The sequence below is a fragment of the Cupriavidus sp. WKF15 genome, assembly GCF_029278605.1.
Taxonomy (GTDB): domain Bacteria; phylum Pseudomonadota; class Gammaproteobacteria; order Burkholderiales; family Burkholderiaceae; genus Cupriavidus.
In genome coordinates, this window is the sequence record NZ_CP119572.1 from 1,515,821 (window position 1) to 1,538,244 (window position 22,424).

Annotated in this window: 18 protein-coding genes; 12 read left to right on the forward strand and 6 right to left on the reverse strand. The window is 55.0% G+C overall.

Going from position 1 to position 22,424, the window contains the following annotated elements:
- Positions 1–101: 101 nt before the first annotated feature.
- From CupriaWKF_RS07185 to CupriaWKF_RS07235, 11 genes are all read left to right on the forward strand, one after another.
- Positions 102–1,241, forward strand: a complete 1,140-nt coding sequence (locus tag CupriaWKF_RS07185) for a polysaccharide biosynthesis/export family protein (RefSeq protein WP_276100285.1) — start codon at positions 102–104, stop codon at positions 1,239–1,241.
- Entirely contained in the window at positions 1,238–1,675 is a 438-nt protein-coding gene (locus CupriaWKF_RS07190; RefSeq protein WP_276100286.1) for a low molecular weight protein-tyrosine-phosphatase, read from the forward strand. The genes CupriaWKF_RS07185 and CupriaWKF_RS07190 overlap by 4 nt, the downstream gene beginning before the upstream one ends.
- A gap of 15 nt (positions 1,676–1,690) precedes the next feature.
- A complete protein-coding gene (locus CupriaWKF_RS07195; RefSeq protein WP_276100287.1) occupies positions 1,691–3,955 on the forward strand; it encodes a polysaccharide biosynthesis tyrosine autokinase in 2,265 nt (754 codons plus the stop codon).
- A 335-nt stretch (positions 3,956–4,290) separates the two neighbouring features.
- Positions 4,291–5,745, forward strand: a complete 1,455-nt coding sequence (locus tag CupriaWKF_RS07200; RefSeq protein WP_276100288.1) for a mannose-1-phosphate guanylyltransferase/mannose-6-phosphate isomerase — start codon at positions 4,291–4,293, stop codon at positions 5,743–5,745.
- A gap of 40 nt (positions 5,746–5,785) precedes the next feature.
- On the forward strand, positions 5,786–6,907 hold the full coding sequence (gene gmd, locus CupriaWKF_RS07205) for a GDP-mannose 4,6-dehydratase (protein ID WP_276100704.1): 1,122 nt from the start codon (positions 5,786–5,788) through the stop codon (positions 6,905–6,907).
- 8 nt (positions 6,908–6,915) lie between these two features.
- Positions 6,916–7,875: a GDP-L-fucose synthase gene (locus tag CupriaWKF_RS07210; RefSeq protein WP_276100289.1), complete on the forward strand. Its 960-nt coding sequence runs from the start codon at positions 6,916–6,918 to the stop codon at positions 7,873–7,875.
- 76 nt (positions 7,876–7,951) lie between these two features.
- A complete protein-coding gene (locus tag CupriaWKF_RS07215) occupies positions 7,952–9,496 on the forward strand; it encodes an oligosaccharide flippase family protein (RefSeq protein WP_276100290.1) in 1,545 nt (514 codons plus the stop codon).
- Positions 9,493–10,626: a glycosyltransferase gene (locus CupriaWKF_RS07220; RefSeq protein ID WP_276100291.1), complete on the forward strand. Its 1,134-nt coding sequence runs from the start codon at positions 9,493–9,495 to the stop codon at positions 10,624–10,626. Before CupriaWKF_RS07215 ends, CupriaWKF_RS07220 begins: the two co-directional genes overlap by 4 nt.
- Positions 10,616–11,902 (forward strand): EpsG family protein, encoded by a 1,287-nt coding sequence (locus CupriaWKF_RS07225; protein WP_276100292.1) that lies wholly within the window; start codon positions 10,616–10,618, stop codon positions 11,900–11,902. Before CupriaWKF_RS07220 ends, CupriaWKF_RS07225 begins: the two co-directional genes overlap by 11 nt.
- A gap of 26 nt (positions 11,903–11,928) precedes the next feature.
- Positions 11,929–12,801, forward strand: a complete 873-nt coding sequence (locus CupriaWKF_RS07230; protein ID WP_276100293.1) for a glycosyltransferase — start codon at positions 11,929–11,931, stop codon at positions 12,799–12,801.
- Positions 12,802–12,900: 99 nt separating this feature from the next.
- Positions 12,901–14,871 carry a right-handed parallel beta-helix repeat-containing protein gene (locus CupriaWKF_RS07235; RefSeq protein WP_276100294.1) on the forward strand — a complete coding sequence of 657 codons (1,971 nt, stop codon included), beginning with the start codon at positions 12,901–12,903 and terminating at the stop codon, positions 14,869–14,871.
- A gap of 135 nt (positions 14,872–15,006) precedes the next feature.
- Here the strand turns inward: CupriaWKF_RS07235 and CupriaWKF_RS07240 are convergent, their stop codons facing one another.
- From CupriaWKF_RS07240 to CupriaWKF_RS07265, 6 genes are read right to left on the reverse strand one after another with little or no spacing between them, the layout of a single operon-like run.
- Positions 15,007–16,140 (reverse strand): glycosyltransferase family 4 protein, encoded by a 1,134-nt coding sequence (locus CupriaWKF_RS07240; RefSeq protein ID WP_276100295.1) that lies wholly within the window; start codon positions 16,138–16,140, stop codon positions 15,007–15,009.
- Positions 16,137–16,751 carry a CatB-related O-acetyltransferase gene (locus tag CupriaWKF_RS07245; RefSeq protein ID WP_276100296.1) on the reverse strand — a complete coding sequence of 205 codons (615 nt, stop codon included), beginning with the start codon at positions 16,749–16,751 and terminating at the stop codon, positions 16,137–16,139. The genes CupriaWKF_RS07240 and CupriaWKF_RS07245 overlap by 4 nt, the downstream gene beginning before the upstream one ends.
- Before the next feature lie 15 nt (positions 16,752–16,766).
- Positions 16,767–17,540 (reverse strand): WecB/TagA/CpsF family glycosyltransferase, encoded by a 774-nt coding sequence (locus tag CupriaWKF_RS07250; RefSeq protein ID WP_276100297.1) that lies wholly within the window; start codon positions 17,538–17,540, stop codon positions 16,767–16,769.
- Positions 17,540–18,976 carry a UDP-glucose/GDP-mannose dehydrogenase family protein gene (locus CupriaWKF_RS07255; protein ID WP_276100298.1) on the reverse strand — a complete coding sequence of 479 codons (1,437 nt, stop codon included), beginning with the start codon at positions 18,974–18,976 and terminating at the stop codon, positions 17,540–17,542. Before CupriaWKF_RS07255 ends, CupriaWKF_RS07250 begins: the two co-directional genes overlap by 1 nt.
- A gap of 46 nt (positions 18,977–19,022) precedes the next feature.
- Positions 19,023–19,319, reverse strand: coding sequence for a hypothetical protein (locus tag CupriaWKF_RS07260; RefSeq protein ID WP_276100299.1), 297 nt, complete (start codon positions 19,317–19,319; stop codon positions 19,023–19,025).
- Positions 19,309–20,688: an undecaprenyl-phosphate glucose phosphotransferase gene (locus tag CupriaWKF_RS07265; protein ID WP_276100705.1), complete on the reverse strand. Its 1,380-nt coding sequence runs from the start codon at positions 20,686–20,688 to the stop codon at positions 19,309–19,311. The genes CupriaWKF_RS07260 and CupriaWKF_RS07265 overlap by 11 nt, the downstream gene beginning before the upstream one ends.
- A gap of 836 nt (positions 20,689–21,524) precedes the next feature.
- Between CupriaWKF_RS07265 and CupriaWKF_RS07270 the strand changes: the two genes are divergently transcribed.
- Positions 21,525–22,367, forward strand: coding sequence for a transcriptional regulator (locus CupriaWKF_RS07270; RefSeq protein WP_276100300.1), 843 nt, complete (start codon positions 21,525–21,527; stop codon positions 22,365–22,367).
- Positions 22,368–22,424 lie beyond the last annotated feature (57 nt).

Below are 22,424 nucleotides of genomic sequence, written 5' to 3' on the forward strand. Positions count from 1 at the left end.
AGGCACCAGCGTGTGCCATATCGAACAAGCGGAATCACCGCTACACAGCACGCCGTGGAGGCGGCGGGCATGCGGTTTCTTACACAAGGGAATATCAAGACGTGCTAAAGCTTTCAAGCAGGCAGATATTTGGCAAGGCGCTAATGTATCTGGGTATCGTTCCGTTGCTGGCTTCCTGCGCACTTGCGCCAGGGATGCGGTTCGACCCGCAGCGTCCGCTCGATCCGGAGGATCCGCAATCGGTGCCGAAGATCACGCAGATCACCCCGACGCTGGTGCGTACGCTAAAGGCACAGACGCAGCCAGCGAACGCTGGGGTAGAGGAGCTGTTCGCTGATCCGAAGGCCTATACGATTGGCGTGGGTGACATTCTCTCGATCGTTGTGTGGGATCACCCCGAACTGGTGTTCCCTACGCAGACCTACTCGATTGGCACGGCATACGAGATCCCGAACTACAGCGGTGCGGCTAACGTGCCCGGCTACGTCGTCAGCCCAGCTGGCACCATCCAGTTTCCGTATGCCGGTGTGGTCAAGGTTCTTGACCGCACGCCGGACGACGTCCGCGGACAACTGAGTACCCAGCTCAAGCCTGTGGTCAACATGCCGCAGCTCACCGTGCGCGTGCTCGCCTTCCGTAGCAAGCGCGTCTACGTGGATGGCGAAGTCAAGACGCCTGGCCCCCAGAACATCGACGACGTACCCATGACCCTGGTGGAAGCGCTCAACCGCGCCGGCGGTGTCAACGTCCTGACAGGCGACAACAGTCGCATCCGAGTCTCCCGCGAGGGCAAGAGCTACTACGTCAACCTGCCTGCGCTGCTGCAGCAAGGCATCGACCCCGCTCGCATCCTGCTGCGCAGTGGCGACATCGTGCGCGTGGAACAACGCGAGGACAGCAAGGTATTCGTGACCGGCGAAGTGTTGCGTCCTCTCGCCGTCATGCCGCGCAACGGGCGTCTGACCCTCAGTGAGGCGATCGGCGAAGCTGGCGGTGTCAACCCGACCTCGGCAAACGCCAAGGAGCTCTATGTCATCCGCAAGAGCGGCGATGGCGACGCCGAGGTGTTCCACCTGGACGGTAAATCGCCTGTCTCCTTTGCCCTCGCCGAATCGTTCGAGCTGAAGCCGAGGGATGTTGTCTACGTCGACGCCGCTGGCGTGGTCCGCTGGAGTCGCGTGATCAACCAGTTGATTCCCAGCGGCAACTTCTTCACGTCCACGATGAACGCGGTCAAATGATCAAGACTGTACTCGTGGTCTGCATCGGCAATATCTGTCGGAGCCCGATGGCAGAAGGGCTCCTCAAGCAGGCTTTGCCGGAAGCCAACATCATCTCCGCGGGCCTTGGCGCGCTCACGGGCAAGCCGGCCGATGTGCACGCTATCGATGTCATGCGAGGAATTGGCGTGGATATCACCGCCCATCGGGCCCAGCAATTGAGCCGCGCCATGACGACGCGTGCGGACCTCATTCTCGTGATGGACAACGCACAGCGGCAAGATCTGCAGCACTTGCATCCGGCTACCACCGGTCGGGTCTTTCGCATTGGTGAGCTTGCCGGGTTCGACGTGCCAGATCCCTATCGCGAGGCACGCCCGGCATTCGAAAACGTGCTGCGGTTGGTCCAACGCGGCGTGGACGCCTGGGTACCACGCATCCAGGCGCTTCGATAACTGAATCGGTTGTAAATGCAGATGAACCAGACTCCCCCTCCTATTGTTGTCGCTGCGCCTCAGGAGGACGAGATTGATCTCGTCCGGTACCTTGATGTGCTGATCGCCAGTCGTTGGCTGATTGCATCCATTGCAGGTGTGGTACTGGCTTTAGGGGTGGCGTACGCGTTCCTGGCTCGGCCAGTATATCGAGCCGATATTCTGGTGCAGGTGGAGGACAATCCGAACAGCGCCAACAGCTTGCTGGGTGATGTCTCCAGCCTGTTTGATGTCAAGGCTCAGGCCACGGCAGAGATCGAGATCCTCCGCTCGCGCATGGTTGTCAGCAAGGCGGTGGACAATCTGCGACTCTATATTTCGGCGAAGCCCGAGTATTTTCCCTTTGTCGGTGCCAGAATCGCCAGCCGCGCCAAGGGCTTGTCCAATCCAGGACTATTCGGATTCGGCGGCTTCGCCTGGGCCAGGGAATCGATCAGTGTTGAGCAATTCGATGTCCCTGAATCGCTTGAGAGCGAAAAGTTCAAGCTAATCGCCATGGGGGAAGGCCACTACCGGGTGGAGCATTCCAGCCTGGACGCACCCCTTGAAGGGCGAGTAGGCCAGCCGCTAACTGCTGAGCAGAGTGTGGGCCACTTCGCGCTCTTGGTAACGGATTTGAAGGCAAAGCCAGGTATTACGTTCAGCTTGGTGCGGAATTCGCATCTGCAAACCGTCGAGCAACTCCAGGATCAACTCCTGATCGCGGAGAAGGGCAAGCAGAGCGGCATCATCGGTGCTTCGTTGGATGGGAACGACCAAAAGCTCACGGCGAGCATCCTGAATGAGATTGGCGAAGAGTACGTTGCACAGAACATCAAGCGCAAAGCCGCCGAGGCGGAAAAATCGCTCGTCTTCCTGGGGGATCTGCTGCCACAACTCAAGGGCGAGCTTGAACGGGCCGAAGTGAAGTACAACGAGATGCGGAACAAGCGCCATACCTTCAACCTAAGTGAGGAAGGTAAGGTGTTTCTGCAGGAAAACGTGACGGCCGAAACGAAGCTGCTCGAGCTGAAGCAAAAGCGCACCGAACTATCGACACGTTTTGCCCCTTCCCACCCGGTCGTGCAGGCCCTTGACCAGCAGATCGCGGCGTTGAACACGACGGTCGCCGCTATGGCCACCCGCATGAAAGCCTTCCCCAATGTGGAGCAGGACACTCTGCGGCTGATGCGCGACGTGCAAGTCAACAATGACCTTTACGTGGGGTTGCTGAACAATATGCAGCAGCTCAAGCTCGTCAAGGCGGGAAAAGTCGGAAATGTACGGCTGCTTGATAACGCTCCGGTTCCGGAGGAACCAATTAAGCCCAAGAAGGGCCTAGTCATAGCGCTGGCTGCTATTCTGGGTTTTCTGACTGGTGTCCTGGTGGCCTTCCTGCGCAATGCGCTGTACGGTGGTATCACCGATTCGCAGGACATTGAGCAACACACGGGTTTGAGCGTCTATGCGACAGTGCCTTTGTCGACGAGCCAGACTTTCCTCACCGAAGAAATCCGCCAGCGCAAGCGCGGAAACTTCGTGCTCGCGGAACGTAATCCCAATGAGCCAGCGATTGAAAGTCTGCGCAGCCTGCGCACGGCGCTGCAGTTTGCCATGCTCGATGCGGATAACAAGCGAGTGCTGCTCACGGGTCCCACGCCGGGCGTCGGCAAGTCATTTATCTCCGCCAATCTCGCCGCGGTGATGGCCTCTGGCGGCAAGCGTGTGCTGCTCATTGATGCCGACATGCGCAAAGGCCATCTGAATCAGTATTTTGGCAAGTCCCGTAATAACGGGCTGGCGGATGTGCTGATCGGCAAAGCGAGTCTTGACCAGGCGATACACCACGAAGTGCTTGAGAACTTGGACTTTATCAGCACAGGCAGCTTGCCTCCGAATCCGGCCGAATTGCTGCTCAACGCGCGCATGGTGAAGCTCCTTGACGAGTTGGATCACCAGTACGACCTTGTACTAATCGATACACCGCCCGTTCTTGCCGTCTCCGATACCGCGATCCTCGCAGCTCGCTGCGGGACGGTGCTATTGGTGACGCGGTTCGAGAAAACCACTATTGGGGAAGTGACTGAATCCGCCAAACAGCTGCGCCAGACAAATGCCGATGTGAATGGCGTCGTGTTCAATGGCCTGGATCCGAATGCGTACCGCTATGGATATGGATCGAAGTATGGACGGTATCGATATGCGTACTACGGCTATGCAGCGGATAACACGACAAATCAGTTGACGGTGCCCGGTAAATGAAGGGCCGTGACAGTTGAACAGCAAGTAGGGATCGGGTCCACGTCGGACGTATGTACCGACGGCTGAGCCGGGCACAGAGACCGGCCATATATCAGCCAGCTCAAGGAAGCGGGCGAATTTGCGTGAGGGGCGGCAAGCGCAGTCATGAAGCACATGTGGTTGCCGCCTCCCACCGACCATCTGGACAGCTGGATCGGCTGCTGAGCCGGCAATCGAGCTATCTGGATGGCTTTCTCAATATCAGGGAAAAGCCGTCGCCACGTGGCGGCGCGTCCTCTCACGTCTTGCTTACGCTGAGAGGCTGACTGACATTTGATTTGGCAAAGGAGAAGCCGATGCAAGAGCCAGCCGTGATCGTTCCCGTCGTTCTTTGTGGTGGCTCCGGAACACGCCTGTGGCCGCTGTCACGCGAGGGCTATCCGAAGCAATTCCTCAAGCTCCTGGGTGACCGCTCGCTGCTGCAGGATACGTTGCTGCGTGTGCAGAAAATTCCGGGCATTGCCGCACCACTGCTTGTCACCAGTCATGCGCATCGGTTCATGGTCGCGGAGCAAGCCCGCGAGATCGGTATCAGCGATGGCGAATTCATGCTGGAACCGCATGCCAGGAATACCGCCCCTGCCTCGGCTGCAGCTGCTCTGCACGCCCGGGCCGCGGGACAGGATCCGCTGATGCTGGTGCTGCCTTCGGATCATCTGATCCAGGACACTTCCGCCTTCGCAAAGATCGTGACGCAAGGCGTTGCGGCGGCGCAAGCCGGAGCACTTGTCACCTTTGGTATCGCGCCTACCGCTCCCGCTACTGGGTACGGCTATATCAAGGCAGGTGCGCGCCGCACGGAGTCTAGCTTCGAGGTTGCTTGCTTCGAAGAAAAGCCATCGCTGCCGCGCGCGAACCAGTTCCTGGCGGAGGGGGGCTACTTCTGGAACAGCGGTATCTTCCTGTTCCGTGCCTCGGCGTTCCTTGCCGAACTGGAAGCTTTTTCGCCCGAGATTCTGCGCGCGGTCCGGGAGTCCGTCAGCCTCGGCCAGAAAGACCTCGATTTTTTCCGCATCAATGAGGCCGCATTCGCGCGCTGCCCGAGCAACTCCATCGACTACGCCGTCATGGAGCACACCACGCGAGCGCAGATGGTGCCGTTTGCCACCGAGTGGAGCGACGTTGGCGCATGGGACGCGGTCTGGGAACTCGGCACAAAGCAGGCTGACGGGAATGTCACGACAGGAGATGTGCTCACGCACAACACGAAGGATTGCCTGGTCCATGCGTCGCACCGCCTAGTTGCCATTGCGGGCGTGGAGGACGTAATGGTGGTGGAAACACCCGACGCGGTGCTCGTGGTGCACAAGGACCAGTGCCAAGACGTCAAGGCGCTCGTGGATATGGTCCGCAAGCAAGGCCGCAGCGAAGCCGTGGATCACCGTAAGGTCTACCGCCCGTGGGGCAGCTATGACTCGGTTGACGAAGGCCCGCGCTACCAGGTCAAGCGCATCACGGTCAAGCCGGGTGCCAAGCTCTCCATGCAAATGCACTATCACCGCGCGGAACACTGGATCGTGGTGAAGGGTACCGCCCGCGTGACCTGCGGCAACGAGACCTTCCTGCTCAGCGAGAACCAGTCCAGCTATATCCCGCTGGGCACCATCCACCGCCTGGAGAACCCCGGCAGCGTCCCCCTCGAGCTGATCGAAGTGCAGAGCGGCAGCTACCTCGGCGAGGACGACATCGTCCGCTTTGACGATGCCTATGGCCGCGCGACCGCACCTGAATCTAAGGCCGAGTTGGCCTGACTGACCGGAATCTCAGAACAGAACACTGACAATGACCAAGATGACTCAAAAGACCGCACTCATCACCGGCATCACGGGCCAGGACGGATCTTACCTGGCCGAATTCCTGCTTGAGAAGGGCTACATCGTTCACGGCATCAAGCGCCGGGCGAGCTTGTTCAACACCTCGCGTGTGGATCACGTATACCAGGACCCCCATATCAGCCACCGGAACTTTGTGCTGCACTACGGCGACCTGACCGACAGTACCAACCTGATCCGCATCGTGCAGCAGACCCAGCCCGATGAAATCTACAACTTGGGGGCCCAAAGCCACGTGGCGGTAAGCTTCGAGTCCCCCGAATACACGGCAGACGTGGATGCACTCGGCACGCTGCGTCTGCTTGAAGCGATCCGGATCCTTGGACTGGAGAAGAAGACGCGCTTTTACCAGGCCTCCACGTCGGAGTTGTATGGCCTGGTGCAGGAGACTCCGCAGAAAGAGACCACCCCCTTCTATCCGCGCAGCCCATACGCGGCAGCGAAGCTGTATGCCTATTGGATTACCGTGAACTACCGGGAATCCTATGGCATGTATGCATGCAACGGCATCCTGTTTAACCATGAAAGCCCCCGCCGCGGCGAAACCTTCGTGACGCGCAAGGTTACACGCGGGCTGTCCAACATCGCGCAAGGCCTGGAGAACTGCCTGTACATGGGCAATATGGATTCGCTCCGGGACTGGGGGCACGCACACGATTATGTGCGCATGCAATGGCTGATGCTGCAACAGGAGGAGCCGGAGGACTTCGTCATTGCGACGGGCAAGCAAGTGAGCGTGCGCGAATTCATCAGCCGAAGCGCCAAGCAACTGGGCATCACACTACGTTTTGAAGGGGTAGGCATTAATGAGGTGGCGCTGGTGGAAGCTATCAGCGGTGACAAGGCGCCGGCCCTGGCCGTTGGTGATGTGATTGTCAAGATCGATCCGCGGTATTTCCGGCCGGCCGAGGTGGAAACGCTGCTTGGCGATCCGGCGAAGGCCAAAGTGAAGCTCGGTTGGGAGCCGGAGATCACGCTTGATGACATGATCGCCGAAATGGTCATACATGACCTCGACCAGGCAAAGCGGCATGCCCTATTAAAGCAACATGGCTATGAAGTAACGGTAAGTATGGAGTAAAGAAAATAATGAGGAATACTCCACGAATCTTTGTCGCTGGGCACCGCGGCATGGTTGGTAGCGCAATCGTCCGAAAGCTGAAAGCAGAGGGTAATGCTGAAGTTGTTACAAAGCCCCGCGCAGAACTGGATCTGACTGACCAGCGCGCCGTCCGTGATTTTTTCTCCAAAGAGAAGATTGACCAGGTTTACCTGGCTGCGGCCAAGGTGGGGGGTATTAATGCGAACAATTCTTATCCCGCTGATTTTATCTATCAGAATCTGATGATCGAGACCAACGTCATACACGAGGCATGGCGAGCGGGGGTGAGAAAGCTTTTGTTGTTGGGCAGCAGTTGCATTTACCCCCGGCTCGCGCCTCAGCCTATGACGGAGGATGCTTTGTTGACGGGACCCTTGGAGCCAACAAATGAACCTTATGCGATCGCTAAAATCGCGGGTATAAAGCTCTGCGAAAGTTATAACCGGCAATACGGGATAGACTACAGGAGCGTTATGCCGACCAACCTGTATGGGCCAGGAGATAACTATCATCCTGAGAATAGTCATGTACTTCCCGCCTTGATTCGGCGTTTTCATGAGGCAAAGGTCGCGAAGACTGCGTCTGTAGTGATTTGGGGGACTGGAGAGCCAAAACGAGAGTTCTTATACGTTGATGATATGGCTGCCGCTAGTGTTTACGTGATGAACTTGCCTGTGGAAGTTTACCAAGCACATACCAAGCCGATGCAGAGCCATCTCAACGTTGGTTCAGAGCAGGAAGTATCGATAGCTGAGTTGGCTGGTCTGGTCAGGCGCGTTGTTGGCTATTCGGGGGACATTGTTACGGATCCAAGTATGCCGGACGGAGCCCCGAGGAAGTTAATGAGCACAGCGCGTCTTAATAAGCTGGGATGGTGGCCAACAGTGGCGTTGGAAGACGGGGTTCGGTTGGCATATGAGGACTTCCTTTCAACAGTAGGAAACTAGCCTCTAACTGGCAGGGGATTGGTAATTTGCCTATCCCGACTCCCCCAATCAAAAATTTGTGATAGTGGCATGTCGCATGATGCGCGCACAAAAAAATAGCGAAGTCCATGATGTCATTTCTAAAGGGCTCAGTGCGCTCAAGTGGACCTATTTGGGCACTCTCATAAAGATTCTCTCTCAATTGGGAGTCGCCATTGCCTTTGCGCGTCTCCTCGGGCCGGAGTCTTTCGGCTCCGGCGCGCTTCTTTGGATGCTTGTGTCGGTATTCGCGGTGCTAACTGATGCGGGGTTATCCTCCGCAATTGTTCAGTGCCGCAGAGTTTGTGAGGGGGAGACCACTCTAATACTAATGACGCAACTCGCAATAGGGATGAGTCTCGCGGCGACTGGCGCGGTATTCTCCGGGCAGATAGCGCTATTTTTTGCGAAGGAAAATGTTGCGGGGCCCATTGCGCTTGCATCCTTTTCCGCTCTTTTTCAGGCGTTCTCTCATTTGCCTTCTGCACTTATAAGACGACGGATCGATTTTCGATGGATTCAACTGGCGCAGACGATAAGTTATCTCGGTGGTTACGCGCTGGTTGGCTTATCTCTCGCTATTGTTATGCGCAACGAATGGAGTATGGCGGCGGCAGCGGTAGCACAGGCCTCACTTTTTGCCGCTTTACTCTGGTGGAAAGCGTGGCGAGAAGTTAAGCTGGCCAGCCCGTCGTTCAATAGCGAATTATATTTTTTTGGTCTGAAGACCGTCTTGTCCAATATGACGAACTGGCTCTTTAGCAATATGGACGCTTTCTATGTCGGCCGACGATGGGGTGTTCGGGAGCTTGGCATTTATAATCGAGCTTTGAACTTAGCCGTAACACCAACAAATGCGCTGACGTCCGCAGCAGTGGGAGTTGTGTTCTCAGGCGCCTCGGCGCTCGCGGCGGACACACATAAGATCAAGCGTTTGACTATCCTTACTGTGCTCGCTATCTCCGCTCTAGCCTTTCCAGGCTTCGCCTTTCTTTCAGCATTCTCGGGGAAAGTGATTTCAATAGTATACGGAAACTCTTGGTCCGGCGCCGCAGAACTGTTCGCGGTATTCTGTTTAGCCATGCCATTTTGCATAATCTCAGGTATCGCTGGGCCTATTTTGGCCGCAACCGGGCGTCCTGGGATGGATACAGTTGCTCAGCTTACGGCAATTGCAGTTCTCTCAGCAGCGATTTTGGTATTTCCCAATAGAGCAATACTTGTTGCCTATGGGGTATTGGCTGCACATTTCTGTAGATTTATCTTCGTTGCTTGGCATATTGATCGTCAGATAATAAATGGGAAATTCATGCTGAGAGCCATCCCAAGCTTTCTGGCGATCGGGTTAATAACGACGTGGCTTATAGAAATCTCTCAGGACATTGAGATCCTTCTGGGCGTTCCTCTCTTGTTGCAAGCGGTATTCTTGGCCGTAATGGTTTGGCTTCCCATGACAATTGTTGCTCTGCTTTTCGCCGTTGTAGCGGCGGGTGCCGTCGACTACGGCATAGTTTTAGCATTGCGCAGGAAGGCTCCAAGAAGTTTGTATCCGTGCTTAAGAATTATTGGGGTTACCGTTTTTAATATCCGGAGGGTGTGGTGAGTAATATAGCGAATGAGTACCGCTCCGAACTTCCGGGCACTATTAGAGTTCTTCATATTCTCAATGAGCTTCGGCCATCCGGTGCCGAAATGATGCTTGTAAGTGGCAGTGCCGAGTTCAGGCGACTTGGAGTTACAACTTCCGTTTTGAGTCTCGGAGGAATAGTTGGTCCCTATGCCGATTCCATGCGTCAAGCGGGATATAGAATAATACATATTCCGTTTAATAAAACGCTAGGGTTTCTGAATGAGTTACGCGGAATCTTCAAGAGCGATAGCTATGACGCCGTACATATACACTGCGAGCGGGGCAGTTTCTGGATTAGTTTGATTGCCAAGTTGTCTTCGCGCGCCACAATTGTACGTACGGTTCATAATGTTTTCCCTTTCGAGGGGGCACTAAGATTACGGCGAAAACTGCAGCGGAAAATGTCATCGTCCATTGGGGTAAGATTCTCCGCAGTATCCGAGTCCGTAAAGAAAAACGAACTTACGCGCTTCGGCATAGAGGCGCAGCATATCCCTAATTGGTACGACAACAACCGATTTTTCCCACCGTCCGCAAAGCAAAAGCAAGAGGCGCGCGACGCGCTGAATATTCCGCAGGACACGGCGGTCATAGTATCGGTTGGAAATTGTAATGAAGCTAAGAATCACTCGATGCTACTTCGAGCGTTGAAGGGAATCGAAGGTGTCTCGTTTTTGTACTTGCATGTGGGACATGAGGATAAAGATTGCACCGAAAGGAAACTTGCCCAGGAAATTGGGCTTGAATCCAAGGTGCGTTTTCTAGGCGCACGTTCGGACATCCCTGTGATACTCCACGCCGCGGATGCCTATGTTATGCCTTCGTTATATGAAGGGATGAGTATAGCGGCTTTGGAAGCCTTGGGTTCGGGACTTCCAGCGTTGTTTACGGAAGTTCCAGGATTATCAGATTTCAAAGGACTGGTTCCGGGGATCGTATATTGTTCGCCAACGGAGACGGGCATCCGGGAAGGCGTGTATCAACTTTTAAATCGATTAAAAGATGAAACAGGCGCATGTAGAGAAGGCAGAGCGTCCAAGGTGGCCAGCCTTTGGGGGATCAGCAGCAGCATTGCATGTTACGTGAGGCTCTATGGCCGCTAAGCAGTATGACCCGTTGGGCGCCAGCAGTCGCTCGATTTCTCAGCCTATCGTTGGGATATCCCCCCTAGGGATAGCGGGAATTACTGCTTTAGGAGTAAGTATATTTTTTGTGCCTGCGCTCATGGGGATTGCATTAGCCGTAATTGGCTCGCTATTCGTCAAGCATGAAAAATTATCATTCGGTTGGATAAGTGTCGCTCTCGTTTTTATTTTGTTATTGGCTATAAATCTTTGCAAGTCACCAGATGGGGACTTACAGTGGTATCTTCTCGTTCATCGAAAATTTGCAAGCCAAAGTTTTTCGGACGTCATAAGTTCGGGAGATTGGTCGCTTCGTTGGTCTGAGTTTGTTTATTATTTTTCATCGTTTGTCGTGTCTAGAGTCTTCGACGGCTCATACGTTTCCTTGATTGTATTGATTCATTCTCTGATATATGGGGTCTATATTGCGGCTTTGGTTTTTATGTCGAGGGCATTTGGGCTGAAAGGTGGAGAAACGCTTTTATGTATCATATTTGGGATGGTGTTTGCGATAACGTTTACGCAAACCACCCAATTGGTGCGGCAGTATATTTGTGGATCTCTTATTCTCTTGGCGGCAGTATTGTTGTTGAATGGGCGGTGGGTAGTTTTTTTAGTTCTGTCGATCGCTGCCGTTTTCGTTCACAATTCGGCAGTCATCTTGTTGGCCCTAGTGTTGGCCTCGTACTCAGCGAGTAAGGCAAAGTCATGGCGTGCCGGAAGCTTAGTCTTTATGTTTATTGCTGGGGCGTACGTATTCGGTTATCTTCTTTCGTCACCGCAGTGGTCATTCATATCGGAAGTAAGCTTGGTTGAGAAGAACGACGGAGAAATCTCTGTCGCAATCAAGCTGATGGACGGAGCGTTGTTGTTTATCTTTCTTGCTTTGGGAAGGGTTCGTGATGAGTCTGGCCGATTTGTTCTCCGGAGTCGGGCGTATCGCTATTGGCGATTTATGTATTTATCGTATTTTGTCTTTTTGATCGCTGTATCCGGGTCGCCGTTGCTTTCGCTAAGGTTCTATTTTTATATCGAATGGTTCAGGATTCTTCCAATTTTGTACTTGATCATCGCGATCAGGAAGATTCGGATGTTTGGTGTGTTTGCGCTGAGTCTGATCGTGGTGGCTGTAATAGGGTGGGCTTTGAGGGTCACATATGGCGCTTGGGACTATGGCGGGAGTGTAGACGAAATCTCAGTGAACTCATTGCCGGGCTGGATTTCAAGAATATCTGAGAATAATCATTTTAAATGATCCGGTCGCATTGTATTGCACAAAAAATGAAGATTGCAGCAATAATGACTTGCCACAATAGACGAAACAAGACTATTGCGGCGATAAGCAAATTACATGAGGCGGCGGAAGCTGCGGGTATCGCTCCATCCGTATGGATTACAGACGACGGTAGCAGGGATGGGACTAGAGATGCTCTTTTGAAACTCGACTTAGCGGTTAATGTTATAGACGGTGACGGCAGCTTGTATTGGGGGGGCGGCACCTATAAGGCATTCCAGGCTGCGCTCAACGCTCGCGATGATTTCGATTTCTTCTTGCTCCTCAATGATGACACCGATTTGTATCCAGGGGCATTAGTAAAGTTGTTGGACTGCTATACAGCAGGTCGGGGACGCGATAAGCCGAGAATTGTGGTTGGTGCCACCGTCGGAGTTAATTCGGAAGATTGCTCATACGGCGGATTAATTAGAGGGCGAATTTTAAAAAAAATGTCTTTCCGGCGAATAGGGATCAAGCAGTTCTCTGTTGAGTGTGACTCAATGAATGGGAATTGTGTTCTAATCGATAAAGCATCCGTTGCAATCCTCGGGCCGAATGATCCAACGTTCAAACATACCTTGGGCGACCTGGACTATGGATTGCGCGCTAAAAGAAGCGGGATTGAAATACTACAATCGGCCGGTGCTGTTGGAGTCTGCGAGAGAAATTCTATACCGGGAAGCTATTTGGATACGTCGTTACCATTGAAAAGGAGAGTTAAGTTGATGGCGGGAGTTAAAGGCTTTCCATTCCCGCAATGGTATATATTCTGCCGTCGGCATGGCGGGGGGTTATGGATCTATCATTTGCTCATGCCATATATTAACTTTTTCTGGCGTCATCTGACGCGCAATTTGAGGCTGAACGTACAGCGATAGAAGGAAAGGTCGAGGGCTAGAGTCAGGGTTGGGAGGGCAATCACTCAGAATCTATGCCTGCTTTTCCGGCTGGATATCGGGGGAGAATGTGCGGTGATAATGTCGATTAATTATGAGCCTTTTCCTGGCAAGAATATTTTTAGGTCTTGGATTACGGCGAGTGTTCTGTGCGTAACGGCTTTGGTACAAATCGAAGCGTATTCGGCAACGGCGGAAATCGTCATTCGCACGAATGAGACGTCGATACATGACGAAATACGCTGTCCTTCTTTCCCAGTTCCCAAGTGTATTGCCCGTCTCGAAGAGGCGGTCGCTTTAATCCAGCGTTCGGAATGGCAGAATAGACTTGGTCGAGATTTCTCTTTGGTGCGACTGCGTTTAGAGCCTGGCAAGTATCGTTTGATGTCTGCCCTGAAGTTGCAGTGGGGCGGTGGGCCCGAAAACAAAACCAGCTTGGAAATTATTGGCTCTGGAAGCGGAACGGTACTGTCGGGTGCCGTGCCCATTATTGGATGGAGAGCGCTGGATGATAGCGAAGCGGCTGGGCGCTTGCCGGAATCGGTGCGCCGGCATGTGAAAGTCGCATCGATATCTGGGCTTGGCCTAAATCTCTCGCTGAAGGAGCCTCCTCGCGGATCAGGGTTGCCGATCCGTCCAAAGCTGACCGAACTCTTCTATCGAAATACCGTCCAGCCGGTAGCGGCGTGGCCAAATTATGGATACGCCCGCCTCGACCGCCCACCACAGATTCCAGCGGAGGATCGAGCGACGTTCTCAGTGTCGGGGCGACAAGTGCTTGACTGGGAGGGCGAACCAGATCTACGGGCGTTTGGATATTGGTTTTGGAATTGGGCCGCGCAGACGTTTCCGATAGGAAGCCGCGATCCGGTTGCGAACGTTATGACTCTCGAGGGTGAGGGCTCCCCGTATGGCATACGAATTGGACAGCGAATCAGGATAGAGAACGCCTTGCACGAACTCGACAAGCCAGGAGAGTGGTATCTGGCCCGATCGCTGGGCAGAGTATATTTTTGGCCGCCACAAACCGCAAACGACGGCGAGGCCGAAATCTCTGTTGCAGAATCGCTATTGGACATCAGCTCTGCGAGAAGCCTCGTTGTACGAGATATGTTGATAGAGGCGACGCGCGGTGACGCCATTACAGTGAGGAACAGCAACGACGTAGTCATAAAAAGCGTCACTATACGCAATACGGGTGGTCGTGCCGTCGTTATCGATGGAGGTATCCACTGTGGGGTCCGCGACAGCTTGATTGAAGATAGCGGCGAAGGCGGTATATCGCTCTCGGGCGGCAACAGACAGAGTCTAGACCCTTCGGGGCATTTTGCAAGCAAGAACGTGATTAGACGATTCAGTCGGTTGGTGAAGACGTATCGATACGCCGTGAGTCTCTCGGGCGTGGGGCAGATAGCAGAAGACAATACGATTTCGGATTCCAGTCACACCGCAGTATATTTTAGCGGCAACGACCATTGGATAAGAGGAAACGAAATTCATAATGTCGTCACGGAAGCCAGCGACGCGGGGGCAATCTACACGGGACGAGACTATACCGCACGAGGGACGGTTATCGAGCACAATTTTTTGCATGACATACGATCTCTGAGTGCTGAAGGGGATGTCAAGGGCATCTATCTCGACGACCAGGCAAGCGGAATTATAATTCGTGGAAATACATTCAAGCGCGTGCAAAATCCTGTTTTTATTGGGGGCGGGCGGGATAATCTCGTTGAGGATAATATTTTCATCGAAAGTAGTCCCGCAGTTTCTCTGGATGCACGCGGATTGAATGGCCAAAGAAAAATGACTCTCGATCCGAATGGCCAGTTCCAGAAGGGGCTGGACGCAGTGCCCTACCAAAGCGAGCGATATGCGGAGCGATACCCGAGTTTGGCGACTATTCGGAATGACGATATTGGCGCCCCCAAATACAACGTCGCACGCAGGAATCGGATTATCAGCGGGGTGCCATATTCGGTGGACAAGGAAGCCCGGAATGGGATCGACCTGGAGGAGTTCACTGAACAGGGCCAACGCTTGAAGCCCTGAGATCGCTCCTGTTTATGATCGAGTGGCAATTTTGATAGGCGTGGCAGTTTTCAACGCCGCTGTTCCGATAGCGGCGTTATTGGCCGTGAAGTGAAGCGAGTTCTGCGCTACGCGGTGGATGGCAATCCCATGTGGTCAGGAGTTAAGGCAGCGAAGAATACCGCTGGTGAAGTTCGTGACCATATTCTCGACGGTGTAAAGGTTTGCGTCCCGTAGGCTTTGATTGGTCAAACAAAGGCGGTAATCGTGGTTCAAAAGAACGGATATCACTTCCTTGCTGTATTCCAAAGGGCTTTCACTTTCACAGATGACCCCATTTACGTGGTGTTTTAAATATGCTATTTCTGGGCTATGAAGTGCATTTGCTGTCGTTATCATTGGAAGTCCTGCTGAAAATGCGTCGAGCACGTGGAGTCCGACTAGGCCTGGGTTTAATTGGACCTGAGCCAGCTTAAAAAGCCTTGCTTTTTCGGGCCCCGACTTCGTACCCATCACATGGACCCAGTCTTTCCCGTTTGCGAATTCCACCACTGACGCTAGACTCGGACCAGCTCCGATGACTATTAGCTTGAAATTCGTTATTTGAGTTTTTATGAGGTTGCAAGAGGAGAGGAGAAGATCAATTTTCTTGTCCGGATAGAGTGATCCACAGAAAATAGCTACCCTATCGGCCTCCTGAATATTCATTTGCAGACGAAGATTATTTAATTCCTCAGGTGTAACCGATTCAAGTTCTTTTCTGAACCCGGTAACGTCTATGGCGTTCTGTAGATTTGTTATTCTCGTGTTGGGGAAGCCGAGATCGATTAGGTGATCAGCAGTAAGATCGGTATAGGCAAACCACCAATCTACCTTATTAATCAGAAAACGCTTCCATTTTTCGCGCAGTCCAGTAGGAGATTTGCTTTGATAATTTTTTCCGTGGCCCCAGTACGCGACACGAATGCCACTTGCGAGACGGCGCAAAAGAAAAGCGTAGTTGGATAAAATTCGATTCTCTTGCATTATGATATAGAGGTCGGCATTATTCGCACACGATGGCAGACGTTGCCAAATAAGCTCGTGCGATCCAACATATACGAAGTGGTTTTTTATCTTCCTAGCCCAGCTCAATTGGCCTTCGTCTTTGCGATGGCTTTCGGTTCGCGAAGCCTGGCCGTGAACAAGCACCAACTCGACGCCATTGCGCTCGAGATCGGCGCGGAGAAGATCAAACAATCGCAGTCTATAGTGCAATAGGCGATGCTGAAGAATCACGACCTTCTTCAATTGCTGGTTCCTCGATATGGAATTATAGTGAACTTATCATACCCTCGTTCAGACGACCGAAAGATTCCATGAGCGATGGACTGCTCATGTCTCCCTATTTCCTGGGAATCTGAAAATCTAGAGGAGATAACCTTTGCGGGATTTCCTGCAGCGATGGCGTATGCCGGAATATCTTTCGTTACGACGCTGCCGGCAGCCACGATTGCTCCCCGTCCGATGGTCACGCCGGTTAATATAGTGGCACCGTATCCAAGCCAGACGTCATCTTCAACGACTGCGATCTCGACTCGGGCTTTGCTTCCTTTAGGTGCGCTACCGACCCAGGGTGAAAATCGTACCGGGACGCCGGCCTCACGGAAGTCGTGATCATGTCTGCCAATTATGGCTACGCGATTCGCGATGAGGCAATAGTTGCCAATACTGCAGTTGGCCTCGATATTTACGTATTTTCCAATGTAAACGCCATTCCCAATACGTAAGGCATCGGGGGCCCACAAACGAGTTGCTTTCCCTATATGGATATCGGTGCCGTGAGTAAGGAATCTACCTTTTCCGGCAAGAGCCAGACGTGACCGTGCTCTTCTAGCTAGGGCGAGGATGCTTTGCAGCATTTAAAAGGGATGAATTTATGTTGTGGGTCGCGTTGGGGTTCCACGCCGGATCAACTGGCTTAGTGCTAAGCCTAGGAAGAGGGTGTTTGTCAAGAGGTATCGCTTCCAAAGCCTGGACGGCTCGCTGCAAAGCCTATGAAGCCACTCCAACCCGTTCCGTTGCATCCAAATAGGCGCTCGCCGTAGCGTACCCGCGTGGTAGTCAAAGGCCGCGCCAACTCCGATCATGACGGCTTTTATTGTTCCGCGGTGTTCTGCCATCCACCGTTCCTGCTTTGGGCACCCAAGACCAACCCAGACGGTACCAGCGCCGCTGTTGTTGATCTTCTCGACCACCTGACGGTCCTCGTCCTCTGTAAGGTTGCGGAACGGTGGGCTGTGGAGGCCGGCAATTCGTAGCGCCGGAAAATCTTCGTTCAAACGCTGCTCAAGGAGGAGGAGCGTCTCCATGCGTCCCCCATAGAGAAAGATGCTCTCCCCGATTCGCTCCGCGTGCGCACAGTAGCGCAGCATCAGGTCGGGGCCACTGATTCGCTCTTGGGCAGGGAAGCCAAGACGCCGGAGCATCCACGCGATCGGAGCTCCATCCGGAGTGCACATGTCGGCTTCCTTGATGACTTTGGAGAACTCGCCGTTGGATCGTGCAGTGACAACCGAATGGACGTTGCATATGCAGACGTAACGTGATTCCCGCTTTCCCGCCCAACGGTGTATCACGGCGATCGCTTCGTCCCAGCTCACAGCATTGATGAAGGAACCCAGGACACGGCTTCCGAGCAGCGGCTTCATTAGATACCTCCTGCGACGCCGTTCCCTACTTTTCCAGGGGGAACGAAGGTGCGCTCGCGCCGTCTTCCATTGCAGGCGCGCCCGACCGCGTAGTAGGTGAAGCCTGCTTGGGAAAGCTCCGCCGGCTCATACAGATTCCGCCCATCAAAGATCACCGGCTCGCGCAGGGCGGCGGCAATAGCCGCGAAGTCCGGTGAGCGGAAGGACTTCCACTCAGTAATCACCATCAGTGCATCGGCGCCCTGCAGGGCGGCGGTTTGATCCGGCACAAATCGAATCCGCGCTGCGGCGGAACCTTCGTTCGCCAAGTCCGTATGGATCGCGCGTTTGGCCTCTTCCATCGCCACCGGGTCAAATGCCTGTACCTTGGCGCCCCGCGCCAGCAGTTCCTTAATCACCACGCGACTCGGAGCTGCACGCATGTCATCGGTGTTGGGCTTGAATGCCAGACCCCAAAGGGCAAAGGTCAGGCCCGAGAGATCCTCATCGCCATAATGCGCGACGATCTTCTTCACCAAAACGTGCTTCTGATCGTTGTTTACCGCTTCCACTGCCGCCAGGATGCGGGGCGTCTGGCCGTATTCCGCCGCTGTGCGTTCGAGCGCCTGTACATCTTTGGGAAAGCAAGATCCGCCGTACCCGGTGCCGGCATAGAGGAAGCTGTAGCCGATGCGGGGGTCGGAGCCGATGCCTTGCCGCACGAGTTCGATATCCGCCCCAACCACGTCTGCCAGGTTGGCCAGTTCATTCATGAACGAGATGCGGGTGGCCAGCATGGCGTTGGCGGCGTACTTGGTGAACTCGGCCGACGCGATATCCATATTGAGGATACGGTCATGGTTACGCGTGAAGGGCCCGTACAGCGAGCGCATGGCCTCCCGTGCCTTTTGTCCGGAGGCACCGGGTTCAGTGCCGATGACAATGCGGTCAGGGCGCATGAAGTCGTCGATCGCGGCGCCTTCCTTGAGAAACTCGGGATTGGAGACCACGGCAAACTCGAGCGTCGGCAGGCCGCGTTCCTGCAGTTGCGCGGCGATGCACTCCCTGACCCTGGCCCCGGTTCCCACGGGTACGGTCGACTTGTCCACAATGACCTTCGGGGTGGTCATGTATCGTCCGATATTGCGGGCGGCGGACAGGACATAGCGCAGATCGGCGGAGCCGTCTTCGTCTGGCGGGGTGCCCACGGCGATGAACTGGATTTCTCCGAAGCTGACACTGGTTTCGATGTCGCTGGTGAAGCGCAGGCGGCCCGCCGCGTGATTGCGCGCAATGAGTTCTTTCAGGCCGGGTTCGTAAATCGGGACTTCGCCAGCGTTGAGCATCTCAATCTTGGTGGCGTCGAGATCCAGGCAAAGGACATCGTTACCAAGGTCAGCCAAGCAGGTCCCGGTGACAAGGCCGACATAGCCACTACCAATGATGGTGATCTTCATGTGCACAGTTCGAGAAAGAAGAGATCGATATGAAGCGCAGGCGTCTTTACGCGCCATTGCGTTTACGAATGCGTTGACCAGTGCGAGCAAGGCAATGGCGGCTAACGCTGCCGTCAGGTCCGTGAGCAGATCCGCAAAGTTGGACGAGCGGTATGGAAAGAAGCCCTGGATAACTTCGTCCAGGCTTGCCCAGCATGGCAACGCTAAGCAGCGTGATGATGGCCCGGAAAGAGGCCAGGAAGATGGCGCAAGCCAGGCAGGCGTACGCACACAGGTGCATCAGCTTGTCGCCATACTCCCGGTTGAGCGCCTGCGCGCTTCGACGCGACAGATCAGTATGCATTCCGCCCCGTCCATCCCTTGAAAGCCGTCCAAAAAATAATCCTCACATCCATCCAAAACGACCAGTTACGGATATAGAAAATGTCGTGCTCCACCCGCTTGGCCATCTTGTCCAACGTGTCGGTCTCACCACGATAACCATTGATCTGCGCCCACCCCGTGATCCCGGGCTTAACCCGGTGGCGAAGCATATAGAAGTCCAACTGCTCCTTGTACATATTGTTATGCGCCATGGCGTGCGGCCTCGGCCCAACCACGCTCATCTCGCCCCTGAGCACATTGATGAACTGCGGCAACTCATCCAGGCTGGTACGGCGCAGGAAGGCGCCGATCGGCGTAATGCGGCTGTCGCCTTTGGTAGCCTGCGTGACGGTGCCATGTTCGGTATGGACCTTCATGCTGCGGAACTTGTAGACGTGGATGACGCGGCCGTCCAGGCCGAGCCGTTCCTGCCTGAAGAAGACAGGGCCCGGCGAGCCGCGCTTGATCAGGACAGCAATGATCAGGAACAGCGGCGACAGGGCGAGTAGGACAAGCGCGGCAAAGGTGCGATCAAAGATCGCCTTGATTGTGCCGCGCACGCCGAGCGAGGGCGGCTTGTTCATCTCCACCGCCGGCATGCCGAGGAAATTGCCGACGTTGTGGTTGAGCAGGTCAAAGTCGAGCACGCTCGGCATCCATTTGATGTCGATGAAGTCATTGCGCAGCGAGAAGTTGATCTCCTGCATCAGGCGGTACTCGCTCATCGGCAGGGTGAGCCAGATCTCATCGACCTCATGCTCTCGCGCGAAGTCGGGGATCTGGGCCCTGTCCGTTATGCGGGAGCGTCCTTCCGGCGTGGGCTCGCCTTCGGGAGCATAGATACCGCTGACCTTGTATCCGGTGGCGTGGCTGGCGATCGCGCGGCGGTACATTTCCTGGCCGGTACGGCCAAAGCCGACAATGAGCACGCGCTTGCTATTGCCGCCGGTAATGCGCACCAGGTTGAGTACGGCGCGGCTGGCCACGCGCAGGGCCAGGAGGGCGGCCAGGGAGAAGACGTACCAGTAGGCCATCCACAAGCGTGAGAGGTTGTCGGCCTCGTGCAGCAGATAGGTCAGCAGCAGGCTGATCAGCCAGACCAGGCTCCAGGCCGACACCAGGCGCGTGGCCAGCGAGAACAGGCTGCGGCCGCGCCACGAGCTGTAGAGGTCGAACCCGGGCAACACGATGAACGCAATCGCGCAGCCAAAGTACTGGACGAAGAGGTGGACCGGCGCGTGCGCGGTGGCAAAACGCACCTCGCTGGCCAGGATTGCCGCAAGCCAGATGGCGCCGGCGTCGAGAAGGCGAACCATCAGCGCGAGCTGGTCGTGGTGCCTGGCAAACATATCGCGATAGATGCCCATTTGCTTTCCCCCGAAAGCGGTCGAGTAATGGGCGCTCAAGCGAGCGCCCATGCCCTTTTTGTCTCCTCCGAACTTGTAGTCCGCGCGCAGTGGCGGCCAGGCTCGTGGCATGGCGTGCGTCTTGGATGCGCATGCTCATGGTGCGACGAAGCAGAGTCTTGCGGGACTGCTTCGCAGCAGTCGGTTCGATGGTGTGGGATCGGTCAACGGGTTGATGGCCGACAATCGCTCTCTCGAGGACCGCCCCATGGAACTGCAACGCTCTCTTTTGCCGGCGCGCTAATGGCGCCGGTGTGCTTCGTGTTTCAGGTGCGAATAGTGCGTTGCAGCGAGATGCGCCGGTACCCTTCATCGGAAGGGAAAGCGTGCCGGCTTTGAATCGCGTTGTGGCAGAGCGGGTCGCTCACGGTTGGATAAGGGCTGCCCGTCCAGACGGATGCCGTCGCGAAAACACCGACGAAAGAACCGGTATAGATGCGCTTGCACCGAACCGGCGATTGCATGGTTGGCGGATTGTGTGTGAGCACTGCAAGACGGCGCAGCGCCCTACGCAGCCTTGACTTGAGGGCGCGCGTTTTTAGCCCGATGCGCTACGCGATTGTCGCGATCGCCGCGCTCGCGCGCGCGAATGCCGTGAGATGGTTCATTTCGTTACCCTTCTCAAGAAGGGAGCAGAGATAGCAACGAACCCCTCGCATGTGGGGAAAAGTTAAATCGATTTCGCCTGCAGAATCCAAACCGCTTGATTGTGTGGTGCACAAATTACTGAGTCCGCTCAGCGTTTCTGCATCCTCCATTAAAAAAAAAGCAGTACAGGGATGAAAAAGGCAGAACGTTCTGAAGCATTTACGCGTGAGCAGCTGAATTCTTATTTCGCCTCGTACGTAGGGATGGAAGGGGGGAATCCGCGCGCAGGAGTTTGGTTTTGTGACAGCTCACCGCATCCGAGAGGTGAGGCGCTGGTGGCGCCGCTTGTCCCGCTCCGGCAGCCCGGCGCATGGGACGCTGCGTACCGTCACCAGAACCGCGATCACATGGCCCGCTGGCAGTCCCACCAGAAGATCGCACGGATCATGTCAGCAGCGCGCGCGCAGATACTCAACGAAGCCATAGGCGATCAGGACTGGAAGCATTATTTCGACCGTCATTTGTATGCGCCGCGCGGCGCTGAGTTCAAGCTTAGCCTGTTTCCTCTGCCAGCACGCCTGATCAATCAGACACCATGGTCCAAGGCGTTTCGCGGACAGCCGGAGCTCTTGCCCAAGCAGCGTTACCTCGATCTTTGTCGGGACGGTCCGCGATTCGCCTTCATCGATGAGATCCGCCAACTCTGGAAGCCAAAGGTGGTGGTGTGCCTGGGCGAACGGCACACCGAGGATTTTGTGCAGGCCTTCGGCCTCAGGAATGTGCGCGGCGTGGACCACGTCTTGCAACCCGCAGACCAGCCCAAGACCCTGCGCGTGCTGACGCACGACAGCACCACGTGGATCATCTGCCCGGCCCTCGCCGGCGCAGCGGGACTGACGTCCGATGTGTTGCTCGACGCCATGGGGCAATACATTGCCGGCTGGTTAGGAGCGGACGATTTTGCTGCACTCGGCACGACGACAGATGAGCAAGCAACTGCTTTCCCCCGCCAAGTAGGGGTGACACAGATTTAGAGATTTGTTTATCTGTGTGCCGGCGGCGAACTGCAGGCAAGCGTGGCAAGGCAGCGC